Source organism: Sagittula sp. (assembly GCF_052825245.1).
On sequence record NZ_JBRBWD010000065.1, the window covers coordinates 31,315 to 51,182 of the forward strand.

Below are 19,868 nucleotides of genomic sequence, written 5' to 3' on the forward strand. Positions count from 1 at the left end.
TATTGCTCCTGGAAAAGGCCGGGCACGGACACGCCGCGCCCGGCAGTCGGGGAGGTTAAGCTTAGTAGGGCTGGCCCCAGGCTTTCAGGACGGTCGGTTCGCCGTCGACAAAGCCCGCCACGGCAGAGCCCTTGACGCCCTGGTGATCCTCGGGCGTCCAGGTGATCGGATCCGACAGGATGCCGGTGTCGAAATCGCGCACCTCTTCCAGCGCCGCGATCAGCTTGGAGCGGGTGAGATCCGGACCCACCGCTTCGAGTGCCGAGACAAGCGCCTCGGCGGAGCCGATGGAGACGAAGGAGAAGGTCGAGAGCTCTTCGTCGGGGTAGTATTTGTGGATCATCTCGCCCCAGGGTTTCATCTTCTCGCCGTCGAGATTGTCCACATAGGAGTGGATCACGTGGTAATTCTTGACGGTGTCGAAATCGCCGGTGCGCTTGAGCGTGTTCTCGAGGTCGGTGCCGGCGGTGCCCATGACCGGGATATCGCCCATGCCGTATTTCTTCAGGTCGCGCAGGAAGATGGCGGTTTCCGCCTCGTAAAGCGCCGCGATGATGAAATCGGGCTTGTTCTGGCGCAGCTTCAGCACCTGCGCGGTGGCATCGGTCTGGCCACGCTCCATGGTCAGCTCGGCCGTGGGCTCGACGCCATTTTCCTTGAGGTAGTCGCGCGCCGGGTTGGAATAGCTGTGCGCCCAGTCATTGGAATGCTCGATGATCGCCACGTTCTCGGTGCCCGGCTTGGAGAGCACAAAGGCGGCCATGGCACGCCCGTTGGCGCTGCCGGTGGGCACGCCGTGAAAGATGTTCCCCGCCAGCGGATCCGAGATCGAGTCGCTCACCGCGTGGGCGACGATCCAGGGCAGGCCCGCCTCTTCGATGGTGGGCCGCAGCGCCAGCGCCACGCCCGAGCAGGAATTGCCCTGAAGCATGAAGACCTCGTCCTGCGAGATCAGTTTCTTGGCGGCGGCGAGGCCCTTGGCGCTGTCGCAGGCGGTGTCTTCCTGCACGGCAACCAGCTTGCGGCCATGCACCCCGCCCTCTTCGTTGACCTTGTCGTAATAGGCCATCATCCCGATCAGCGCCTTGCTGTAGGACGACGCATTGCCGGAAAACGGCCCCATCACACCGATGGTGATGGCGTCGTCGGTGAGGCCTTGGGTTTCCCATTCGGCGTCCTGCGCCAGCGCCGGCGCCGCCGCAAAGGCGACCACAGCCATGAGAGAGGTGAGTTTATTCATCGTTATCTCCTGTTGAACGTTTCTGGTTGAATGCGGCTTGTCACCGCTTGTGATTGGGGCGAGGCCCGATTTAAAAACCGGCTGTCTTGTTTGTTTTATTGTACACAAAATACCGGGTACGGATTGCGCTCAGGCGGTGCCTGTCACGGGCTTCACATGGCTTGCCAGCATGACCTTGAGCGCCATGAGCATCTCGCGGAAATAGCCCTCATCGCGGCGCAGCACCGCCTGCACGGCCATGCCGCGAAACACGTTCAGCGCCAGGTTCAGCGCCACGCGCGGGGTGATGGCGTCCGGGCTGACCGCAACGAAGGTCTGCGACCAGATCGCCTCCAGCCGCTCGTGCAGATCGAGGATCAGCGGCGCGAGCTGCTCGCGCAGCTCCGTATCGCCGCGCGCGGCGACGATGATCTCGAGCGAGGAATAGAACCAGTCGCCCTTGAGCACCTCGTCCCAGACCGCCTCGAAGAACGTATCGTAGTCGAGCGCACCGCTCCGCATATCGGCGGCCAGCGCCTCCAGCCCGGCGGCGAAATTGGCGAACATCTCTTCGGTGGCGGCGACGATCAGCGCCATCTTGCTGGGGTAGTGATGCGTCTGCGCCCCGCGCGACACGCCCGCCCGCTTGGCAATGCCGGCGGTGCTGGTATTGGCATAGCCCACATCCATCAGCATCTGCACCGTCGCCGCCAGCAGAAGCCTGCGGGTTTCGGTGCTGCGCTGATCCTGGGTGCGTCGTGTCGATACGGTCATTTCGCCCTCATTTAAAAACAGGCTGGTTTGTTTTTATGATTCGGTCAAGCGCCTTGCCCCGCCTTTGCAAGGGTCAAACCGGTGGGCCGGGCGAATTTGCACAAAAAAGCGGCGGCGCGGCACCCCTGCCCCATGCGCAGACGGGCATTTCGCACAAAAAACGCCGGGCTCCGCAGAGCCCGGCGTCGATCTCGAACCGGAAAAGGTCCGGCTTGTTCAGCCGAAATCGTGCTTCGACAGCGGCAGGCTGCGGATGCGCTGGCCGGTCAGCACCGCCACCGCGTTGACGATGGCAGGCCCGACCGCCGGCAGGCCCGGCTCGCCGATGCCGCCCATCTTGGCGCCGCTCTCGACGATCTCGACATGCACCTGCGGCATCTGGTCGGGGCGCAGGAACGGGTAATAGTCGAAATTTCGCGCCGTGGGTTCGCCGTTCTCATAGACCAGCTCTTCCATCAGCGTTTGCGACACACCCAGCGCCACCGCCGATTGCACCTGTGCCTCGATGGTGGCCGGATTGACGATCTGGCCGGGGTCGATGGCGACCCAGACCTGATGCACCGCCACCTCGCCGCCATCGACCGAGACCTCGGCGATCACCGCCACCTCGGAGCCGAAGGGCGAGGCCATGGCGACGCCGCGTGCCCGCTGGCTGCCGTCCTCAGACTCGAAGACGCCGGGCTTCCAGCCGCCCGACAGTGTGCCCACGGTCTCCAGCAGCGTGCGGTGACGCTCGGAGTCCGAGAGCAACCGGCGCCGCATCTCGAACGGGTCGAGCCCGGCGGCGGCGGCCATCTCGTCGAGAAAGCTTTCATACATGAAGTCATGCATCGAGTGCCCCACGGCGCGCCAGTAGCCGATCACCGCCGGGTTCGGCACGTAAATCTGGCCGATATGGGTGTTGGCAATGGCATAGGTCTTGCCGGAAATCCCCTCGGTCGCCGAGGGATCCTGCCCGGCAGGCGCCTTGTACCAGCGCCCGGTCGGGCCCTCGCCCACCACCTCGACGCTGAGCGCGGTGGGGCCTTCGGCGCTCACCGCACCCCGGAACCGGGCAAAGCCCATGGGGCGCACCGCGTCGCGCAGGAATTCCTCCTCGCGGGTCCACTGCACCTTGACCGGACGGCCCACCGCCTTGGCCAGCATGATCGCCTGCGGATAGGGGTTGGCGGTCTCGTAGAGGAAATGCCGCCCGAAGAACCCGCCGAGGATCTGCGAATGGATGCGGATATTCTCCGCCGCGACCCCGGCGATCTCTGCCGCGGCGCCCTGGAACATCTCCGGCGCCTGGTTCGGCAGCCACAGATCCAGCGTGCCGTCGTCATTGAACCGCGCGATGGTCGAGGGCGGCTCGAGCTGGCCATGCACCAGGAACGGCGCGTCATACTCGGCCTCGAGCACGGTCTCGGCACCCGCAAGCGTGCCGGCGGCATCACCCTGGGCCTCGATCTCGATCACCTCGCCATCGGCACTGGCCAGCGTGTCGCGGAAGCCCTGCGAGGAGAAATCCTCGGGCATCGGCCAGCTCGCCTCGCCCGGGCCCCATTCGACCTCTGCCGCCTCGACCGCCTTGCGCGCCTGCCAGAACTTGTCGGCCACGACCGCGACGGCGCCCGGCAGCAGATGCACCGAATGCACCCCGCGCATGCCCTCGATCTCGGCCCGGTTGGTCACCGATACCGGCGCCAGCCCGAGACGCGGCGCGTGCTGCACGGCGGCCAGCAGCATGCCCTCGACCGAGGCGTCGATGGCGTAATTCGCCCGACCGGTGGATTTGTCATGCACGTCGTAGCGCGGCAGCGGCTGGCGGATCCAGCGGAAGGTCGACGGGTCGCGCAGCGGCACATCCGCCGGCACCGGCAGATCCATCGCCGCGCCCGCCAGCTCGCCATAGCCGAGGCTCTCGCCGCTCTCCGGGTTCACCACCTTGCCGGGCTCGGTGGTCAGATCCGCGGCATCGACGCCCCATTGCTGCGCCGCCGCCTCGATCAGCATGGCGCGCGCGGTGGCGCCGAGCTGGCGCATCAGCGGATAGCTCGAGCGCACCGACGAGCTGCCGCCGGTGAAGCGGAAACCGCCCATGATGTCGAAGGGCGCGCCGGGGGGCGCGCTCTCCACGGTGAAGAGCTCGGGGTGAAGGTCCAGCTCCTCGCCGACGATCTGCGGCAGGGCGGAAAAGATCCCCTGCCCGCCCTCGATGAACGGGCTGCGGAACAGCGCGGTGCCGTCGGCGCGCAGCTCAAGGAAGGCCGGCACGGCGGGCGGTTCGGCCTCGCCTGCGGCCTCTTGCGCGCGGCTGCGGCGCGCGGGCAGCGCGGTGGCCAGCACCAGCGCGCCGGTGCCCGTCAGGAAGCCGCGGCGCGAGACGTTGACCGGCTGGCGGGTGAGTTTCTGCATGATCCCCATGGCTCAGCCCTCCGCCGCGCCGCGCACGGCAGCGCGGATCTTGTTGTAGGTGCCGCAGCGGCACAGGTTGATCATCGCGCCCTCGATATCGTCGTCGCTGGGCTGCGGCGTCTCGGTCAGCAGCGCGGCGGCGGTCAGCACCTGGCCCGACTGGCAATAACCGCATTGCGGCACCTGGTTCTCGACCCAGGCCTCGACCACGCGCTTGCCTACTTCGGTCTCGCGCACCGCTTCGATGGTGCTGATCTCGGTGCCGGTGACGCTGTCGGCAGGAGTCACGCAGGAGCGTGTCGGGATGCCGTCGACCAGCACGGTGCAGGCACCGCATTGCGCCACGCCACAGCCGTATTTCGTGCCGGTGAGGCCCAGTTCCTCGCGGATCACCCAGAGAAGCGGGGTATCGGCATCCACATCGACGTCGCGCGTCGTTCCATTCACTGTTAGCTGCATCGGAGGCTCCCTTGCCTGTCGGTGTTGCGTTTGCTCTCCCCGCCCGACCGCAGCCGCGCGGGAGCCGTTCAAAGAACGTCTCGTTAGGTCTTAAAAATGTGTCTGCCGCGCACGAAAACTATCCCGGGAGGCCGATAGATCCGATGAGCTGACCTCATCAATCGCGGCAGTCCGCCCGGACGCCCTGGGATGTCGCCTGTGCGTTGCGCACCGGCCGCGCGGGTCCGGATCCGGGACACCGCTCTCCCGATAGCGCCATCATACGTGTCAGACTGTCGCAGTCAACGCCGGCGGGGTCGTAGCCCCCGGGCGCAAAGAGGCCCGGCGCGATGCCGGGCCCCCGATCGCGGTGCCGGATTACCAGGGCTGGTTTGCCGGCCCGACGGTGAATTCGTTCACCGTGGTGTCTTCGGGCAGGTCCAGCGCAAAGGCCACGACGCGGGCGATCCGGTCGGGCGAGATGCCGAAGGCGTCATAGACCTCCTGCATGCCGCTGCCGGCCTGCTTGTCGGTGATCGTGTCCAGAAGCTCGGTGTTGATCGCCGCCGGATAGAGCGTCGCCGTGCGGATATTGGTGCCTTCCATGGCCGATTCCATGCGCAGCACTTCCATGAAGTCGCGCACGAACCACTTGGTGCCGCCATAGACCGCAGTGCCGGCATAGGCCTTGAGCCCCGCCACCGACGAGACCGCCAGGATGTGACCCGATTTCTGCTCGGTGAAGGTCGGCATCACGGCGGCGACACCGTTCAGCACGCCATTGATGTTCACGTCGACCATCTGCTTCCATTCGTCGGTCTTCAGCGCAGAGACGGCGCTGACCGGCATGATCCCCGCGTTCAGAAAGATCGCGTCGACGCGGCCAAAGCTGTCCTTGGCAAGCTTGACGATGGCGTCGTTGTCTTCGGTCTTGGTCACGTCGATGGCCTGATAGACCGCCTCGCCGCCCGCCGCCTTGATGTCGTCGGCGATCTGCTTGAGCTTTTCCTCGCGCCGCGCACCGAGCACGACCTTGGCGCCCTTGCTGGCGATTTCCTTGGCGGTGGCCTCGCCGATCCCCGAGGAAGCGCCGGTGATAATAACGACTTTGTCTTTGATCATGACAGATCTCCTATTCTTTGCCTCTGTGCCAGGCGCCGCCCCTGCCATGTCTCTCGGCACCGGCCGGCCCTCGGCTCGACTACATCAATCCCACAGATCATCGCGCATACGGTAGAATGATGCGCCGCATTTCTTGCCTGATCCTCCGAGAGACGAAAATTTCTGACGACGGCACGGCGGCGCTTCGCTATGCTGCATGCATCAACCGCAAGGAGCGACCGCATGTCAGAGCAGATCCGTATCGAGACGCCGAATGCCGGCATCCGTGCCCGGCAGGCAGAGCTTGCCGCGATCATCGACCCGTGGACGGTGGGCAAGGAGGATTACGCCACCGCTTTGCCAAACCTAGGTCTGTTCCGGCGCGAATCCACCTCCGAGCCCCATGCCTGCATGATCGAGCCCAGCATCATCATCGTCTGCCAGGGCGTGAAGCAGATGCATATCGGCGCGCGCGGCCTGACCTATGACAGCGAGCGGTTCCTTGTCGCCTCGCTCGACCTTCCCGGCGACAGCCGCGTGCTGGAGGCGAGCCCAGACCGCCCCTGTCTCGGCCTGGTGCTGCGGCTCGATCTGCGGCTGATCGCCGAGCTCAGCACGCAGGTCAGATCCGCCCCGGCGCAGCAGCACAGCATGGAGCCGAGCGCTGCCATCGGCCAGCTGACGCCGGAGCTGCTCGCGCCCTTCGCACGGCTCGTGGCGCTGCTCGACGAGCCCGAGGCGATCCCGGTGCTGGCGCCGCTGATCGAGCGGGAAATCCACTACCGGCTGTTGCAGAGCGATCAGGCGCCACGGCTGCTGCGCATGGTTTCGGTCGGCAGCCAGAGCCACCGCATCGCCCGCGCCATCGACTGGCTGAAAACGCATTACGCCGAGCCGCTGAAGGTCGAGGAGCTCGCCGCGCAGATCCATATGAGCCCGTCGAGCCTGCATCATCATTTCCGCCAGCTCACCGCCATGAGCCCGCTGCAATATCAGAAGCGGCTGCGGCTCAACGAGGCGCGGCGACTGATGCTGACCGACGATTTCGACGCGGCGGGCGCGGCCTTCAATGTCGGGTATGAGAGCCCGTCGCAGTTCAGCCGCGAATACAGCCGGCTGTTCGGCGCCCCGCCACGCCGCGATATCGAGCGCATTCGCGACCGCGCCACCGCGCCGCAGGCGCTGGCCTAAAAGCCCCGGAAGCTGGCGAACTCCTCATGCGTCAGCCGCTGGGTCCGCACATCGTTGACCGGGTGCGAGCGGTCGGGATGACCAAGCGCGATGCCGCAGACGACCATCTCCTCCTCCGGCAGCTCCAGATGCGCATGGGCGATATCGGCGACCTCGGCAATCGCGCCAATGCCGCAGGCACCAAGCCCCCTGCCCTCGACGGCAAGAAAGAAGCTTTGCAGCACCATGCCGAGATCCATGAAACAGCCCGCGCCCATGCGCCGGTCAATGGTCACGACGAGGCCGACAGGCGCATCGAAAAAGCGGTAGTTGCGGGCGAATTGCGCGCGCCTTGCGGCCACGTCGCGGCGCGCGATCCCCAGCGCGGAATAAAGCGCATAGCCCGCCGCCCGCTGCCGCGCCTTGTATTCGGCGGGCATGGGCGCGGGGAAGTAGCTGTATTCGCTGACCGGAGGCCGCCCGCTCGTGGCGGCACGCTCCAGCGCGTCGGCGAGCGCGGCCAGCGGCTCTCCGGCCAGGACATGGAACCGCCCCGGCTGGAGATTGGCGCCTGACGGCGCGGTACGGGCGAGATCGAGCAGCTCGGCCACCTCCTCGCGCGGCACCGGATCGGGCCGGAAGGCCCGGACCGAACGCCGTGCACGCAGGACTGCGTCGAGTGCCCCGCCCCTCATGAGCGCGACAGCACGCTCGCCGGACGCGCCCGCGCCAGCGCCGAGGTCAGCATGCCGGCGATCACCGCCTTGATGGCGTCGCCCGGCAGGAAGGGCGTGGCAAGCAGCGTCGCTTCGGCCAGCGTCTTGTCGAGGGTGACGGCCATGCCGACGATGCCGCAGATATACATAAAGAAGATGCCGCCGATGGCCGCGCCCGCCGTCGCGGTCACAACGAGCGGCAGGCTGCGGGTCTTTTCGACGATGAGCCCGGCGACAAAGGCGGTGACCGGGAAGCCGACAAGGAAGCCCACGGTCGGCGAGGCAAACACCCCGAGACCGCCGCGACCGCCTGCCAGCAGCGGCAACCCCAGCGCCACGAGCAGCAGGAAGAGCAGCACGGCAAGCGCGCCACGGCGGGCGCCCAGCACGGTGCCGCACATCATCACGCCGAGGCTCTGCGCGGTGATCGGCACCCCGAAACCGAGGGTGATCGCCGGGATCAGCCCAAGCACCGCGATCAGCGCGGCGAACAGCGCGATCATCACAACATTGCGTTCCATCGTGGTCGTCTCCTTGTTGACGTCGGGACAGTGTCTTCCGGCAGTAGCAGCCCCCGCCGGGATTTGCATCTATTGATCGGCCCCCGGCGGCGCCTGCCCGATGCCGCCGCGCGCGCGCAGCGCCTCGGCGACCTGCTCGGCATCGTCGATGGCCAATAGCCCCAGCGGCAGCACGATGCGCCAGCCCGGGGCGCGTGCACTGCGGGCGCGCCAGGCCTCGCGCAGCCCCCGCGCCTTGGCCAGCAACACGGGTGTGAAGCGAATGGTGACCGCCATGGCGAACCCGACCGGCGCGGGGTCGAGACCGATGCGCCGCAGCGGCGACAGCAGGCGCAGTACCACATCGGTCAGATCGTCGAGCCGGCTGGTCATGGTGACGAGGTTGGCGATGCCCACCGCCGCAACCAGCCGCAGCACCAGCGCCACGCCACGCGCCGGAGCGCCTTCGATCAGGTGCCAGACGAGCAGCACGACCACGAAGGGCCAGAGCGGGCGCGACAGGCGCAGCCCCTCGCGAAAGAACCGCCGCCCGCCGACGAGATAGGCCGCTGCCACCGCGCATGTGATCGCCGCGAGCCAGAGCGGGCTGTCGATCAGGTAGATACCCAGCACGCTCAGCGAGGCGATGGCGAGCTTCACCCCCGCCGGCCAGCGGTGATAGGGTGTCTCAATCGAAGAGGTCAGTGCCAGCATCGGCATCCTCCTCCATCGCGGCGAGATAGAGCGCCAGCGTCTCCTCCGGCGGGCCGTCGGCGCGCACCCTGCCCTCGTCGAGCCAGATCACCCGGTCATAGCCATCGAGCGCAGACGGGTCATGCGTGATCTGAAGCACGCGCGGCGCCACCCCGTCCAGCATCCGGCGGAGCTGCCGCGTGGTGGGAATGTCGAGCCCGGAAAACGGCTCGTCGAGCAGGATCACCGCCGGCGACATCGCCAGCACCGCCATCAGGCAGAGCAGATGCCGCTGCCCTTGCGACAGCTCGGTGACCGAGCGCTCGCGCCAGGCGCGCTTGCCGAACCGGTCGAGCATCGCATCGGCCCCGGCGGCGGCCTCCGCCCGCGACTGACAGAGCTGCTTGAGCCCGAAGGCCAGCTCTTCGGCGACGGTGGGAAAGATGATCTGGTGATCGGGATTCTGGAACAGCACGCCGATCAGCCGCAGCGCCGCGCGCCGGTCGCGCGCCACATCGGTGCCGCCGATCGTCACCGCGCCGCTGTCGGGCGCGATCAGCCCGGCAAGCACCCGCGCCAAGGTGGATTTGCCCGAGCCGTTGCGGCCCACAAGCCCGATGCGCCGTTCGGTCAGCGTCAGGTCGATGCCGCGCAGCACCTCGCGCCCGGCGAGGCTGTGGGCGACGCCGCGCAGCTCTATGGCCGCGTCGGGGGCGACGACCGTCTCTTTGCCGGGATTGCCGCCAAATCTCATCATGCGTGCTGCCACTCCGTCACAAGGGCCGTTCCGACGCCGCCGGCAGCGGCGATGGCGGTCAAACCGCGACCGCCGCTCTCACATAAATCATGAAACAGGCGAACGGAAAGGATTGCGCCCGAGGCGCCGATGGGGTGGCCCCGCGCCAGCGCCCCGCCGCGCGGATTGACGATAACCGCATCCAGCTCCGCCAGCTCGACACAGGCCAGTGCCTGCGCGGCGAAGGCCTCCATGATCTCGGCCTGTGCGAGCTGTTTCGGCGCAAGGCTCAGCCCTGCCAGCGCGTCGCGGATCGCCGCCACCGGCGCCAGCCCCGGCAGCCCGGGATCGCCACCGCGCGACACGCCACCCAGGACCGCCAGCCCCGCCAGCCCGGCGCGACGCGCCACGTCCTCGGAGACCACCAGCGCCATCGCCGCCGCATCGGCGGCCACCGCCATATTGGCGCTGGTGACGCTGCCGCAGATCGGGCGCGCACGGGCGCAAACCGCCGGGCTCAGCCGCCGGGAAAACGCGTCGCGATCCGGCAGGCCGACGATTTCCCGCGCGAGCCGGTCGCGCGCCGCGCAGGCCTTGTCGTGGCTCGACACCGCCCAGGCATCCTGCCGCGCACGATCATAGCCGAGGCTCTGTGCCAGCGCCGCCGCCGCCTCGGCCATGTCCGGGTCGCGATCCGGCCAGGGGGTAAAGGGTGGGCGGTCATAGGCGACAGGCGCGGCACCGTCCTCGCCCGGGCGCAGACGGATTGGGCGGCGCGAATAGCTCTCGGCACCGCCGGCGAGCACGATATCGGCCTGCCCCGAGACAATCAGCGCATCGGCGAGCAGCAGCGCGTCGAGCCCCGAGCAGCATTGCCGGTCGAGACTGATCCCGGCGACACGCTCGGGCAGCCCGGCAGCCAGCGCCGAAAGCCGCGCCGGATTGCCCCCGGCACCAAGCGCATTGCCCAGCAGCACCTCGTCCACCGCCTCCGCCGGCAGGCCGGCATCACCCAGGCAGGCGCGCATGACCGGGGCGGCGAGCTCATGGATCTCGCGATCCGCCAGCGCCCCGCCGCGCGGCACCACCGCGCTGCGCCGCGCCGCCACGATGACCGAGCGCCTCATGCCCCCTGCCCCAGCAGCGCCGCGAGCGCGCGCAGATCGGGCTTGCCCGAGGGTAGCGCGGGCAGCGCGTCGAGCGTCACGATCCGCCGGGGCGCCGCGCCGGGGCCGAAGCGCTGGCGGCAGGCGGAGAGCAGCGCGCCGGTGTCGAGACCGGCGCCGGAGACAAAAGCGACAGGCAGATTGCCCCGCGCCGCGTCCGGCTCGGGCAGCACGGCGGCGGCGGTGAGGCCGGGCAGCGACAGCAGAAAGCTCTCGATGGCCTCGGGAAAGACATTGCGGTCTGCCACGGTGAACATGCGGCTGCGGCGCCCGGCGAGGAAGAGCGCGCCGGACTCCGACAGCCAGCCCAGCTCGCCGACGCTGAGAAACCCGTTATTCCAGCGCGTATCCGGCGCGGTGCCGGCGGCATAGCTGTCGAAGAGATAGGGGCTTTCGACCCAGATCGTGCCGGTTTCGCCGGCGGGCAGATCCCGGCCCGCCTCGTCGCGCACCCGCAGCGTGACCCCGGGATAGGGCCGGCCCACCGAGCCCTCGGCGCCGACGGTCTCGTCGAGCGTGATAAAGCTGGTCTCGGCGGCACCGTAGAACCCCGTCAGGCCGGCTTCGGGAAAGAGCCGAGCTGCGGCCTCGCGCGCGGCACGGTCGAGAAAGCCGCCCCCCGCCAGCACCCGCCGCACCGAGCCGACGCTTCCCTGCCCGCCGGTGCCGAGCTGCCGCAACTGCGTGGGCGTCGTATAAAGCAGCGTCGGCGCCGCCTCTGCCAGACGGCGCAGGCGTTCGTCGGGGCGGTCGGTGTCGATCACCACCGGGGTGGCGCCGAGATGCTGCGCCGCGAAGAGCCCGTAAAGCGTGAGAGAGTTGCTGAGCGGGCCCATCACCGCGATCCGGTCGCGCGGTGTGATCTGCCAGAGCTTACGGTCGGTCTCGAAACAGGCCCGCCAAGAGCGCAGGCTGCGCCGGATGCGCTTGGCCGGGCCGGTGGAGCCGGAGGTCTCGCATTGCAGATACCCCGCGCGCGCGTCCTGCGCCTGCGGCAGCGGCCGGCCCGGGCTGATGACACATAATTCGCGCTCCTCGACGGCCGCCCGACATGCATGTTCACAGGCGGTCTCAAGCGGCCGCGCGGGAATGAACGCCACGTCCGTGCCGTCGAATTGCTGACTGTCTCTGACCGTCATGCTGCCTCTTCCTAGACCCGTTCCCGCGCGCATACGGTCTATGGTGGCGATGGTGAAGAGGGTTCGAGCCCGAGTGACTGTTACGTTGCGATCTTGCCGGTATGCAAAACAGGCGCAATGCCCTTCGCTACATGCGCCTATTGAAAATGAAATGCGATAGGCGTATTTGTAATGCAAAATCCGAAATCGAAAGGATTGCCCGTATGCCCGAATCGACGATCACTGCAAAGGGCCAAACGACATTGCCGAGGGATGTCCGCCGCGCGCTTCATCTCGAGCCCGGCGATCGTCTGCGCTACATGGTCCTCGACAATGGCGAGGTCCGGATTTCGCGAAGCCGTCCGGTTTCCTCGCTCTCGGGTCTGCTGAAGGACCGTGTCACGCGGCCGGTCAGCCTTGAGGAGATGGACGAGGCCATCGCAGGCGGAGCGCTGGACGAGTGATCGGGCTCGACACCAATGTGCTCGCGCGTTTTCTGATGCAGGATGACCCTGCGCAAGGTGCCGCCGCTGAGGCCCTCATGACGGACCTGACCGAGGCCACACCCGGATTTGTCTGCCGGGAGGTCCTTGTGGAACTGGTCTGGGTGCTGGAACGCGCCTACAAGTTGCCGCGCTCCGCTATCGCCGAGGCGCTGACCGGCTTGCTGGAAGCGCGTGAACTCGTCATCGAAACAGATGATCGTGCGGCCATCGCCGTCGATCGCTATCGGCGCGGCGGCGCAGGCTTTGCGGATCAGATGATCGCGCTGGCCGGAGAGGCGACCGGATGCACGGCGACCGTGACCTTTGACCGAAAGGCGGCGACGCTGCCCGGTATGCAGACCGTTGGGTAAGTTCCAGGCCCCCTGCCCTATTCATAGTGTCGCTGTTTATTTTCCTACCTAAGTGGCGCGAGGTGCATTGGAACCGAAATGCCACGACCCCTTTGATTTCCGCTTTCAATGGCGTGACCCGGCGTGTTTGCGTGGGTAAGCTACGTTCAGCGCAAGACGACGGCCAAGGTGTCTGAGTCTTTGCTACGCGCATGAGCGGCGGCGCTTGTCTGCGAGATAAAAGGACTGAAGCGCCCCACTCTGACGAGCTCCCTCATGTCCGATAATGCTACCTATATCTGACCGATATGGCCGAATGTTTTCGATCAGTTGGTGCAGCCATGAGACAGAACAGAGAAATAAAGTGCCGTTCGGTGGTCGCGGACTGTCTGAACTTGATCGGGTCTGTCAGAGAAAATGCACAGGCCCCTTTCCGCTATCCCAGCGCTGATTGGCCTTAGGCGAGATTTCCGGCCCGCTGACTGATGAGTTCAAAATGCTAAAGGCTGTCGGCTCTGCTTGTTCCAACATCCAGGTTTGATTTCGTCAGAATACTGTACCACGGTACAGTTTGCAGGCTTGGTCGCATTGACTGAGGAAATGTGGCCTTCTGATAGCTGTACCACGGTACAGCTCTGACGCTGATAGCCGCGCTGTATTTGGGAAGCGAGGCGAGTATGTTCGTGCTGCCAAGGATCCAGCCTGGCGGGTGCATATGTGACTTGCGCGCCCTCGGAAGCGGCGTTTCTCAAGAGCATTTCCAGCATATTCTGAGCTCCTTTTTTGATTCCATGCACCGGATCTGGCCGAAGCTCAGAGTTGCGGGCTATAAGCTTGTCCTTGCTTGCCGGTGAAGCATCTCCGTGCCGAAGTGGAAGCCATGGCTTTTTCGACAAGTTTGGCAAAGTAATCTTCTGGTCGCTGAATGCGATCCGCATGCATCGCGATATACTCGAGAGCATGAAGTGTTTGGTTCAATCCGATGGCGCGAAGGGCAGATATCAAGCTTTTCTCTGCAAGTCCGACCAAACGTGCCAAAATGGGAAGTGTTTCGTTTAGATCGTTCGCTGTTTGAGGGCTCGAGGGGAAGAAGCTCGCGAGGGTTGGGTATTGTGACCACCCACCTGTCAAATCATGCGACTGATCGTTCCGAGGTTTTTTTGTATTAATTTTTTTTGGTTCTACTTGGCGGACAGTTTGACCGTTTCCGCCGGACTCTTTCGTGGTGTTTGCGCTGGTCCGGTGCGGGTTTTCGTGTGCTGGGGCAGGGGCGCTGACCGTGGCTTCGGGCCCCGGTACAGCGGCATCCTGCGTGGCTGGGGACGATGAGCTGCGGATGAGCGCCTGGAGTTTGTCCAGAATATCGCGGGTGCCTGCGAGGCCGAGGCTGACGCGGCGCAGGATGGTTTTCGTGGAAAGGACGAAGGTAAGGTCCGTGTCGGAGAGCGCGTCAGCGGCATCGAGCAGCGTGGCGCGAAGGGTGAGGGCCTGTGCACGCAGGCTGCGGATTTCTTCCTTGTCCTGCTCTGCCTGGCGGGCGAGTTCGAGAATGCGCTCTGCCGAGTGAAACAGCGGAGCGAGGTCGAGCCCGTAGGCGTCGACGATGCGACCGCCCCGTCGCAGCGGAAAGCGTTTGCCGGTGGCGCTGTCTCGGCGCGCGATCAGCCCCGCTGTCACCAGGCGGTCGATATAGCGCCGCAGGCTCCGGTCGCACATGCCGTTCGCCCGCTCACAGATCGTGCTGTTGGCGGCATAGACAACAAGCATCATGTCGGGTCCGACGGGGCGTTCTCCGCCGGTCTGCCGGTCTCGGCAGGGTAGGAAGCTCAGCAATGTGTCGAGCACCTGAACGTCGCGCCCAGAGAGGCCCAGAGATACCCGCGCGGTTCTCAGCGCGTAAAGCAATTCCCTGCGCAGGATCGGGCGAAACCCTGCGATCGGTGTTTGGGCACAGCTCGTCTGTGCCCCGGCACGCGGTGCCGCGGATGTGATCTGTTTCATGCCATTTCAGACGGCAAAATCTACCCGGTCACCGAAATCGGTGTTGAATGCGATTCGATTGTAGGGTATCCAACTAATAGCGACAAAAGTGGGAACCCTTCGGAGACACCGTTTCCGGGGGGTTTCTTTTTGCTTAGATGTCTGCCTCCTTTATTGCTGCTCGATTTTCCGGGTTTTGGCCCGGTTATATGCTCTCACCGGCTGTACCGCGGTACAGCCGGTGAGTTGCATTTCCGTGAAAGTTAAGGCATATCAATTAGTTAATCTCCTCACTTTCCGATTTCCACTGCCGGTACAGGGACTCTCCGCGTTCGGCGAGCCAGTCGGCGAAGGCCTTGTCCGCCTTTGCGGTGACCTTGAAGGCGACCTGCTGGCCGCGGCGTGTGACCTGAAGCCTGCCATCGGCGACGCTCTGGCCCGCCGGCGCTTTCGCCGTGGTCTGGCCGCTCTTGGAGAGCCGGGCCATGGCGCGGGCAAAGCGCTCCTGGCTGGTGGAGATATCCTCCAGCTCCTTGATCGCCGTCTGAACACGCCGCTTGTCGATCTGCTTGGTGATCGCCGCCAGCGCGATCCATTGCCGCCGGCCGACCCCGTGCGCGGGCCCGATCGCGGTGACCAGATCCTCGGGAATGTCGCGGATGACCGCGCTCATCCGGTAGATCTCGTCGGTGGCCATGCTCAGGCTGCGCTCGATGACGCGCGCCTCGACCCCGGCCTCGCGGAGCTGCACGATGAAGGCGGCCTTCTCGATAAAGCTGCTTTCCAGCCGCTCGGCATTCTCGAGCCCCTGGGCGACGATCAGCGCCTCGTCGTCGAAATCCCCGATATAGGCCTTGACCGGAATTCCGATCCGGCGGCAGGCCGCGATCCGCCGCCGCCCGTAGACCGGTTCGTATTCCTCGCTGTCGCCATCGCCGGTGCGCCGCAGCATGACCGGGATCTGCTGCCCGGATTCCCGGATCGAGGCGACAAGCCCGTCGATCTCGGCGCCGGCATCGAAGCGGTCGCGAAACCGCCCGGAGCCGATGCGGTCGGTCTCGACCTCATGCACGGTTTCCTTGCGCAGGTCGTCGAAGGTTTCCTTGAAGCGGCGCACGCTGGGATTGCCGGATCGGGGGCTGACATTGCGTTCCGGCCGGGCAGGGGAGGGGGTATCGGGCGTCTCGGCCTTGCTCCCGTCGCTGGACAGGGTCCGGTCGAGGCTTTTGGTGAGCAGTCCCTTGCGTGCCATTATGATCTCCCCCAGGCCTGCTGGATCAGGCCTTCCAGTTCGGTCGTCACCCGCGACACGGATTCCCATGCCCGCTGATAGGTCTGGCGGTGGAAATTCGACGGGTCGACCTCGACGATGGATTCCGACGAGACCGCCGCGTCGGCGACGGCCGTGGACAGGTAGAACTCGTTGGTCATCACCGAGTCCTCAAGGATCGAGCGCAGATATCCCGCAACCTGCACCGACGGCTGGTCGGTCGGGTTGTAGCGGGTGATCAGGTATTTGATCCAGTCATAGGGCCGCTCGCCCTGGCGGTGCTCGATGACGCTCATCATCTCGCCGGTCATGCCGAGGAAGGTGCCGAGGCTCATCACATCCACGAAGGAGGCGGTCACCGTCACCAGCAAAGAGGTGCAGGTGAAGAGCGCCGACATCACCGCAAAGGACATCTGCGGCGGGCAGTCGAACAGGATCACATCGTAATCGTCGCGGATCGGTTCCAGCGCGTCTTCGATGCGGACGAAGAAAGGCTGCTTGCGCTGATCGCTGCCGGCGGTCTCGTGCTCGAACTCCATGATCTGCATGGAGGAGGGGATCAGGTCGAGATTGGGCATATGGGTGCCGCGCACCACGTCGCGGATATCGACGGGTGCCTCGTCCTCGGGATCGGCCGGGTCGGGGTAGCGGATCGCGTGATAGAGCGTGAGCATGTCGGGCTCGCGCTCGGGGATGATGCCGAAGAGCTGGGTCAGGCTGGCCTGCGCGTCGAGGTCGATCACCAGCGTCCGGTAGCCGCGCATGGCGAGCCCCTGCGCGAGGTGCTGCGCCGAGGTGGATTTCCCGACCCCGCCCTTGAGGTTGATGCTGGCGATGACGACGGTCTGCTCGTCGCCGACGCGCCGCGTGACATTATGCGGTTCGAGTCGGTCATTGGCGATGAGGTGGTCGCGGATTTCGTGGATTTCCGAGGCGGCAAAATGCCGGCGGGTGCCGCGCAGCATGGTGCCCTGAGGCAGGGACTCGTTGCTGCGCAGCGTGTGGCGCAGAGAGTTTTCCTTGACCCCGAGGAAGTGGCATGCCTCCTTGAAGCTGAAGAGCCGCAGCTCCTTGTGCTTTTTCGGTTCCAGCAGCCGGTCGCGGTGCTGTACCAGCTGTTCGGCGATAAGATTGGCGTGCCTGTCGAGCGTGGCTGAGCCGCTGACTCCCATCATTCCTGCCCTCGAATTTCTGCTCTTTTTTTCTGTGTAACACGTTTTTTGCCTTACGCCACAAAAAATGCGTGACGCATGGGGTGGATGAAAATGCCCGTGGCAGCGTGCGAAATCCGATTTTGGGCTTGCTGAGGGGAAGTGAATATTTTGAAAAATATATAATTTTCAAGGGATTGTGGGGAATTCCTGCGCCGGTGCAAGGTTTTCGCGCTCAAGTTGCAGGTTGCACGACGTCGTCGGCGGATATGCGGAATAACTGCCAATCGGATGGGATGGTCCGGTCTGTGGATAATGATGTGGATAAGTTGAGGCGTTCGGCCAGGCGTTGATTCCCGCCGTGACGGGCAGGGTAGGGGAGGATGAAAACGCGGATCAGGCGTCGATGTCGCTGTAAAACCGCGCTGGACGCATCGTTGCCAGTTCCATGACGACTTCACCGTCGAGGATCTCCCGCGCGACGAGATCGGCCCAGATCGGCCCCCAGCCGATGCCGCCATGGGAGACGGCGGAATAATACCCTTGCCGCCAGGGCAGGCGACCAATGACCGGGCCGCCCTGCGGCATCGCCCTGATCCCGACACGTTGTCCCGCTGGCCTCAACCCTGTCAGCGCCGGCACCGAGCGTGCCACATCGGCCAGCATTTCGGCGCCGTCGCGACCGTTGTTGCCGTGCCGGGCGGTCAGCCCTTCGCCGCGCCAGTGGATGGCTGTGCCGAATTCGCGATCCGGCCGGATCAGCCAGCGCGCGCCGTTCACCACATGGCGGGGCAGGCGCGGACGTCCGGCGCCTGCGTAAAGCATCACGCCAGGCACCAGCTCGACCGGGATCGCCAGCCCCGCCAGAGCCGCGATATGCGTCGCCTGACCGCCACCGGCATTGACCACCACATCCGCCTCGATCCGGCTGCCATCGGCAAGACCGATCGAGACAACACCGCGCGCAGCGATGTCGAGCGACACCACATCATCGCCCAGCCGCAACGTGCCGCCGCTCAGCCGAAGAACCCGCAATAGCTGCCCGATCATCGCCGGAGCGTCGATCCAGCCCGAGCGTAGCTCGAAGGCGACGCGCTCGCTTCCGGATAGGGCGAGTTCCGGCGCGATCTCGCGCAGATCCGCCGCGCCCAGTATCTCGATCTGTGCGCCCTGTTCCCGGCAGCGGGCGACGGCAGCATCGAAATCCGGCACTGCGCCTTGCGCCGTCAGCGTGCCGCACCAGTCGAGCCAGTCGCCGCCGATCTCTTCGGCCAGCCGGTCGAAATGCGCGTTCACCGAGAGCCGCAGGCGCCGCCGTGCCTCGGCTTCGGGCCAGCTGAGCTGCGGAAAGGAGGACAGCCAGGAGAAGGAGGCACCGCTGGTTCCCGATCCCGGCGCGCGCCCGTCGATCAGCACAACTTCGGCACCGCGCTCGGCCAGCCGGTAGGCGATATTCGCGCCAATGGCGCCCGCGCCGATGACCGCGACCTTCATCGCGGCGCCCGGAAGATCTCGGGCGTCAGATCGCGGACCGAGGCGCAGCCCAGATGCCCGAGCGTCGTCCAGAACTCATCCTTCAGCAGCTCCAGCACGCGGCGGACCCCGGCCTCGCCATCGGCGGCGAGACCGAGCGCACAGGTGCGACCCAAGGCGACCGCATCGGCGCCGAGCGCCAGAGCCGTGGCGATATCGCTGCCCCGCCGTATGCCGCTGTCAAAGACGATGGGCACGTCGGGGCCGGCCTCGGCCCGCACCCCGGCGAGCGTGGTGATCGCGGCGGGCTCGCGGTCGATGGTGCGCCCGCCGTAGTTGGAGACATAGAGCCCATGCGCGCCGGCCTTCAGCGCCGCGCGTGCATCGGCGCGGCTGGTGACACCCTTGACGAGGCAGGGCAGGGGGGCCGCGCCAATCACCCGCGCGGCCTGCTCCCAGCTCCAGCGCGGTTCGGTGAAATCGAGCAGTTCGCGCAGCATTGCCGGATCGGATTTCCCGGGGCCGAAATTCGAGGGCGCCCCCGCGCCGGGCATGGAAAAGCGATCCTCCATCATCCGCTCGCGCCATTGGCGGATCGGCGAATAGGTCACGCAGATATAGCGATAGCCCGCGTCCTTGGCCCTGTGCATCATATCGATCACATGGCTTTCCCTGCCGCAGAAGGTCATCTGAAAGACCAGCGCGGCGGGAGAGGCGGCGCGCACCTCCTCCAGCGCATGCCCGGCGGCCACGGGCACCATCTGGCGGATGCCGGCGGCATGGGCGGCGCGGCCCACGGCGAGCATGCCATCGGGGTGAAACAGCGTCTCGCCGCCGCCGAAGGGCGCGGTGAGGGCGGGGAAGGACAGTTCTTCGCCGAGGAAATGTGTGCTGGTGTCGGGATTGGCGACCCCGGCAAAGAGCGGCACTTCGTAGAGATAATCGTCGAAGGCGGACACATTGGCGCGGGCGGTCACCTCGTCGCCGGTGCCGCAATGCAGGTAGTTCCAGACCGTTTCCGACAGCGCCAGCCGCGCCGCCGCGCGGATGCCGCGCATCGAGGCGTATTTCCGGGATGTGGCATAGCGGTCGTCGCGGCGGATCTCGTCTTGCTCGGACATCATGGTCTCC

Annotated in this window: 19 protein-coding genes; 3 read left to right on the plus strand and 16 right to left on the minus strand. The window is 66.0% G+C overall.

The window, feature by feature from the left end; all coding sequences use genetic code 11:
• Window positions 1-61 precede the first annotated feature (61 nt).
• The 5 genes from ACU0DV_RS25360 to ACU0DV_RS25380 form a co-directional block, all read right to left on the minus strand.
• Window positions 62-1,240, minus strand: a complete 1,179-nt coding sequence (locus ACU0DV_RS25360) for an ABC transporter substrate-binding protein (protein ID WP_446273639.1) — start codon at window positions 1,238-1,240, stop codon at window positions 62-64.
• A gap of 129 nt (window positions 1,241-1,369) precedes the next feature.
• Entirely contained in the window at window positions 1,370-1,993 is a 624-nt protein-coding gene (locus ACU0DV_RS25365) for a TetR/AcrR family transcriptional regulator (protein ID WP_446273640.1), read from the minus strand.
• 216 nt (window positions 1,994-2,209) lie between these two features.
• On the minus strand, window positions 2,210-4,390 hold the full coding sequence (locus tag ACU0DV_RS25370) for a molybdopterin cofactor-binding domain-containing protein (RefSeq protein WP_446273641.1): 2,181 nt from the start codon (window positions 4,388-4,390) through the stop codon (window positions 2,210-2,212).
• Window positions 4,391-4,402: 12 nt separating this feature from the next.
• Entirely contained in the window at window positions 4,403-4,849 is a 447-nt protein-coding gene (locus ACU0DV_RS25375; RefSeq protein WP_207017762.1) for a (2Fe-2S)-binding protein, read from the minus strand.
• Window positions 4,850-5,206: 357 nt separating this feature from the next.
• Window positions 5,207-5,950 carry an SDR family oxidoreductase gene (locus tag ACU0DV_RS25380; protein WP_076694721.1) on the minus strand — a complete coding sequence of 248 codons (744 nt, stop codon included), beginning with the start codon at window positions 5,948-5,950 and terminating at the stop codon, window positions 5,207-5,209.
• 222 nt (window positions 5,951-6,172) lie between these two features.
• Here ACU0DV_RS25380 and ACU0DV_RS25385 point away from each other — a divergent pair, with 222 nt between their 5' ends.
• Window positions 6,173-7,120 (plus strand): AraC family transcriptional regulator N-terminal domain-containing protein, encoded by a 948-nt coding sequence (locus ACU0DV_RS25385; RefSeq protein ID WP_446273642.1) that lies wholly within the window; start codon window positions 6,173-6,175, stop codon window positions 7,118-7,120.
• On the opposite strand, the gene ACU0DV_RS25390 is transcribed toward ACU0DV_RS25385, so the two are convergent.
• The 6 genes from ACU0DV_RS25390 to ACU0DV_RS25415 all read right to left on the minus strand — a co-directional run bounded on the left by ACU0DV_RS25390 (window position 7,117) and on the right by ACU0DV_RS25415 (window position 12,049).
• Window positions 7,117-7,794 carry a nitroreductase gene (locus tag ACU0DV_RS25390; protein WP_446273643.1) on the minus strand — a complete coding sequence of 226 codons (678 nt, stop codon included), beginning with the start codon at window positions 7,792-7,794 and terminating at the stop codon, window positions 7,117-7,119. The genes ACU0DV_RS25385 and ACU0DV_RS25390 overlap by 4 nt on opposite strands.
• On the minus strand, window positions 7,791-8,336 hold the full coding sequence (locus ACU0DV_RS25395; RefSeq protein ID WP_446273644.1) for a biotin transporter BioY: 546 nt from the start codon (window positions 8,334-8,336) through the stop codon (window positions 7,791-7,793). The genes ACU0DV_RS25390 and ACU0DV_RS25395 overlap by 4 nt, the downstream gene beginning before the upstream one ends.
• Before the next feature lie 69 nt (window positions 8,337-8,405).
• Window positions 8,406-9,029, minus strand: coding sequence for an energy-coupling factor transporter transmembrane component T family protein (locus tag ACU0DV_RS25400; protein WP_446273645.1), 624 nt, complete (start codon window positions 9,027-9,029; stop codon window positions 8,406-8,408).
• Window positions 9,004-9,765: an energy-coupling factor ABC transporter ATP-binding protein gene (locus ACU0DV_RS25405; RefSeq protein WP_446273646.1), complete on the minus strand. Its 762-nt coding sequence runs from the start codon at window positions 9,763-9,765 to the stop codon at window positions 9,004-9,006. The genes ACU0DV_RS25400 and ACU0DV_RS25405 overlap by 26 nt, the downstream gene beginning before the upstream one ends.
• Window positions 9,762-10,871, minus strand: coding sequence for a thiolase family protein (locus ACU0DV_RS25410; RefSeq protein WP_446273647.1), 1,110 nt, complete (start codon window positions 10,869-10,871; stop codon window positions 9,762-9,764). The genes ACU0DV_RS25405 and ACU0DV_RS25410 overlap by 4 nt, the downstream gene beginning before the upstream one ends.
• Window positions 10,868-12,049: an AMP-binding protein gene (locus tag ACU0DV_RS25415; protein WP_446273648.1), complete on the minus strand. Its 1,182-nt coding sequence runs from the start codon at window positions 12,047-12,049 to the stop codon at window positions 10,868-10,870. Before ACU0DV_RS25415 ends, ACU0DV_RS25410 begins: the two co-directional genes overlap by 4 nt.
• A 203-nt stretch (window positions 12,050-12,252) precedes the next feature.
• Between ACU0DV_RS25415 and ACU0DV_RS25420 the strand changes: the two genes are divergently transcribed.
• Both ACU0DV_RS25420 and ACU0DV_RS25425 read left to right on the plus strand, forming a co-directional pair.
• The gene (locus tag ACU0DV_RS25420) at window positions 12,253-12,492 is read left to right on the plus strand and encodes an AbrB/MazE/SpoVT family DNA-binding domain-containing protein (RefSeq protein ID WP_076694697.1); all 240 of its coding nucleotides are present in this window, start codon (window positions 12,253-12,255) and stop codon (window positions 12,490-12,492) included.
• Window positions 12,489-12,884, plus strand: coding sequence for a PIN domain-containing protein (locus ACU0DV_RS25425; RefSeq protein WP_446273649.1), 396 nt, complete (start codon window positions 12,489-12,491; stop codon window positions 12,882-12,884). Before ACU0DV_RS25420 ends, ACU0DV_RS25425 begins: the two co-directional genes overlap by 4 nt.
• Window positions 12,885-13,676: 792 nt before the next feature.
• Here ACU0DV_RS25425 and repC read toward each other — a convergent pair.
• The 5 genes from repC to ACU0DV_RS25450 all read right to left on the minus strand — a co-directional run bounded on the left by repC (window position 13,677) and on the right by ACU0DV_RS25450 (window position 19,858).
• Window positions 13,677-14,864, minus strand: coding sequence for a plasmid replication protein RepC (repC, locus tag ACU0DV_RS25430; RefSeq protein ID WP_446273650.1), 1,188 nt, complete (start codon window positions 14,862-14,864; stop codon window positions 13,677-13,679).
• A gap of 256 nt (window positions 14,865-15,120) precedes the next feature.
• Window positions 15,121-16,095, minus strand: a complete 975-nt coding sequence (repB, locus tag ACU0DV_RS25435) for a plasmid partitioning protein RepB (RefSeq protein ID WP_446273651.1) — start codon at window positions 16,093-16,095, stop codon at window positions 15,121-15,123.
• A complete protein-coding gene (repA, locus tag ACU0DV_RS25440) occupies window positions 16,095-17,288 on the minus strand; it encodes a plasmid partitioning protein RepA (RefSeq protein ID WP_446273652.1) in 1,194 nt (397 codons plus the stop codon). The genes repB and repA overlap by 1 nt, the downstream gene beginning before the upstream one ends.
• A 372-nt stretch (window positions 17,289-17,660) precedes the next feature.
• Window positions 17,661-18,758 (minus strand): NAD(P)/FAD-dependent oxidoreductase, encoded by a 1,098-nt coding sequence (locus ACU0DV_RS25445; RefSeq protein WP_446273653.1) that lies wholly within the window; start codon window positions 18,756-18,758, stop codon window positions 17,661-17,663.
• Entirely contained in the window at window positions 18,755-19,858 is a 1,104-nt protein-coding gene (locus ACU0DV_RS25450; RefSeq protein WP_446273654.1) for an alpha-hydroxy acid oxidase, read from the minus strand. The genes ACU0DV_RS25445 and ACU0DV_RS25450 overlap by 4 nt, the downstream gene beginning before the upstream one ends.
• Window positions 19,859-19,868: the final 10 nt, after the last annotated feature.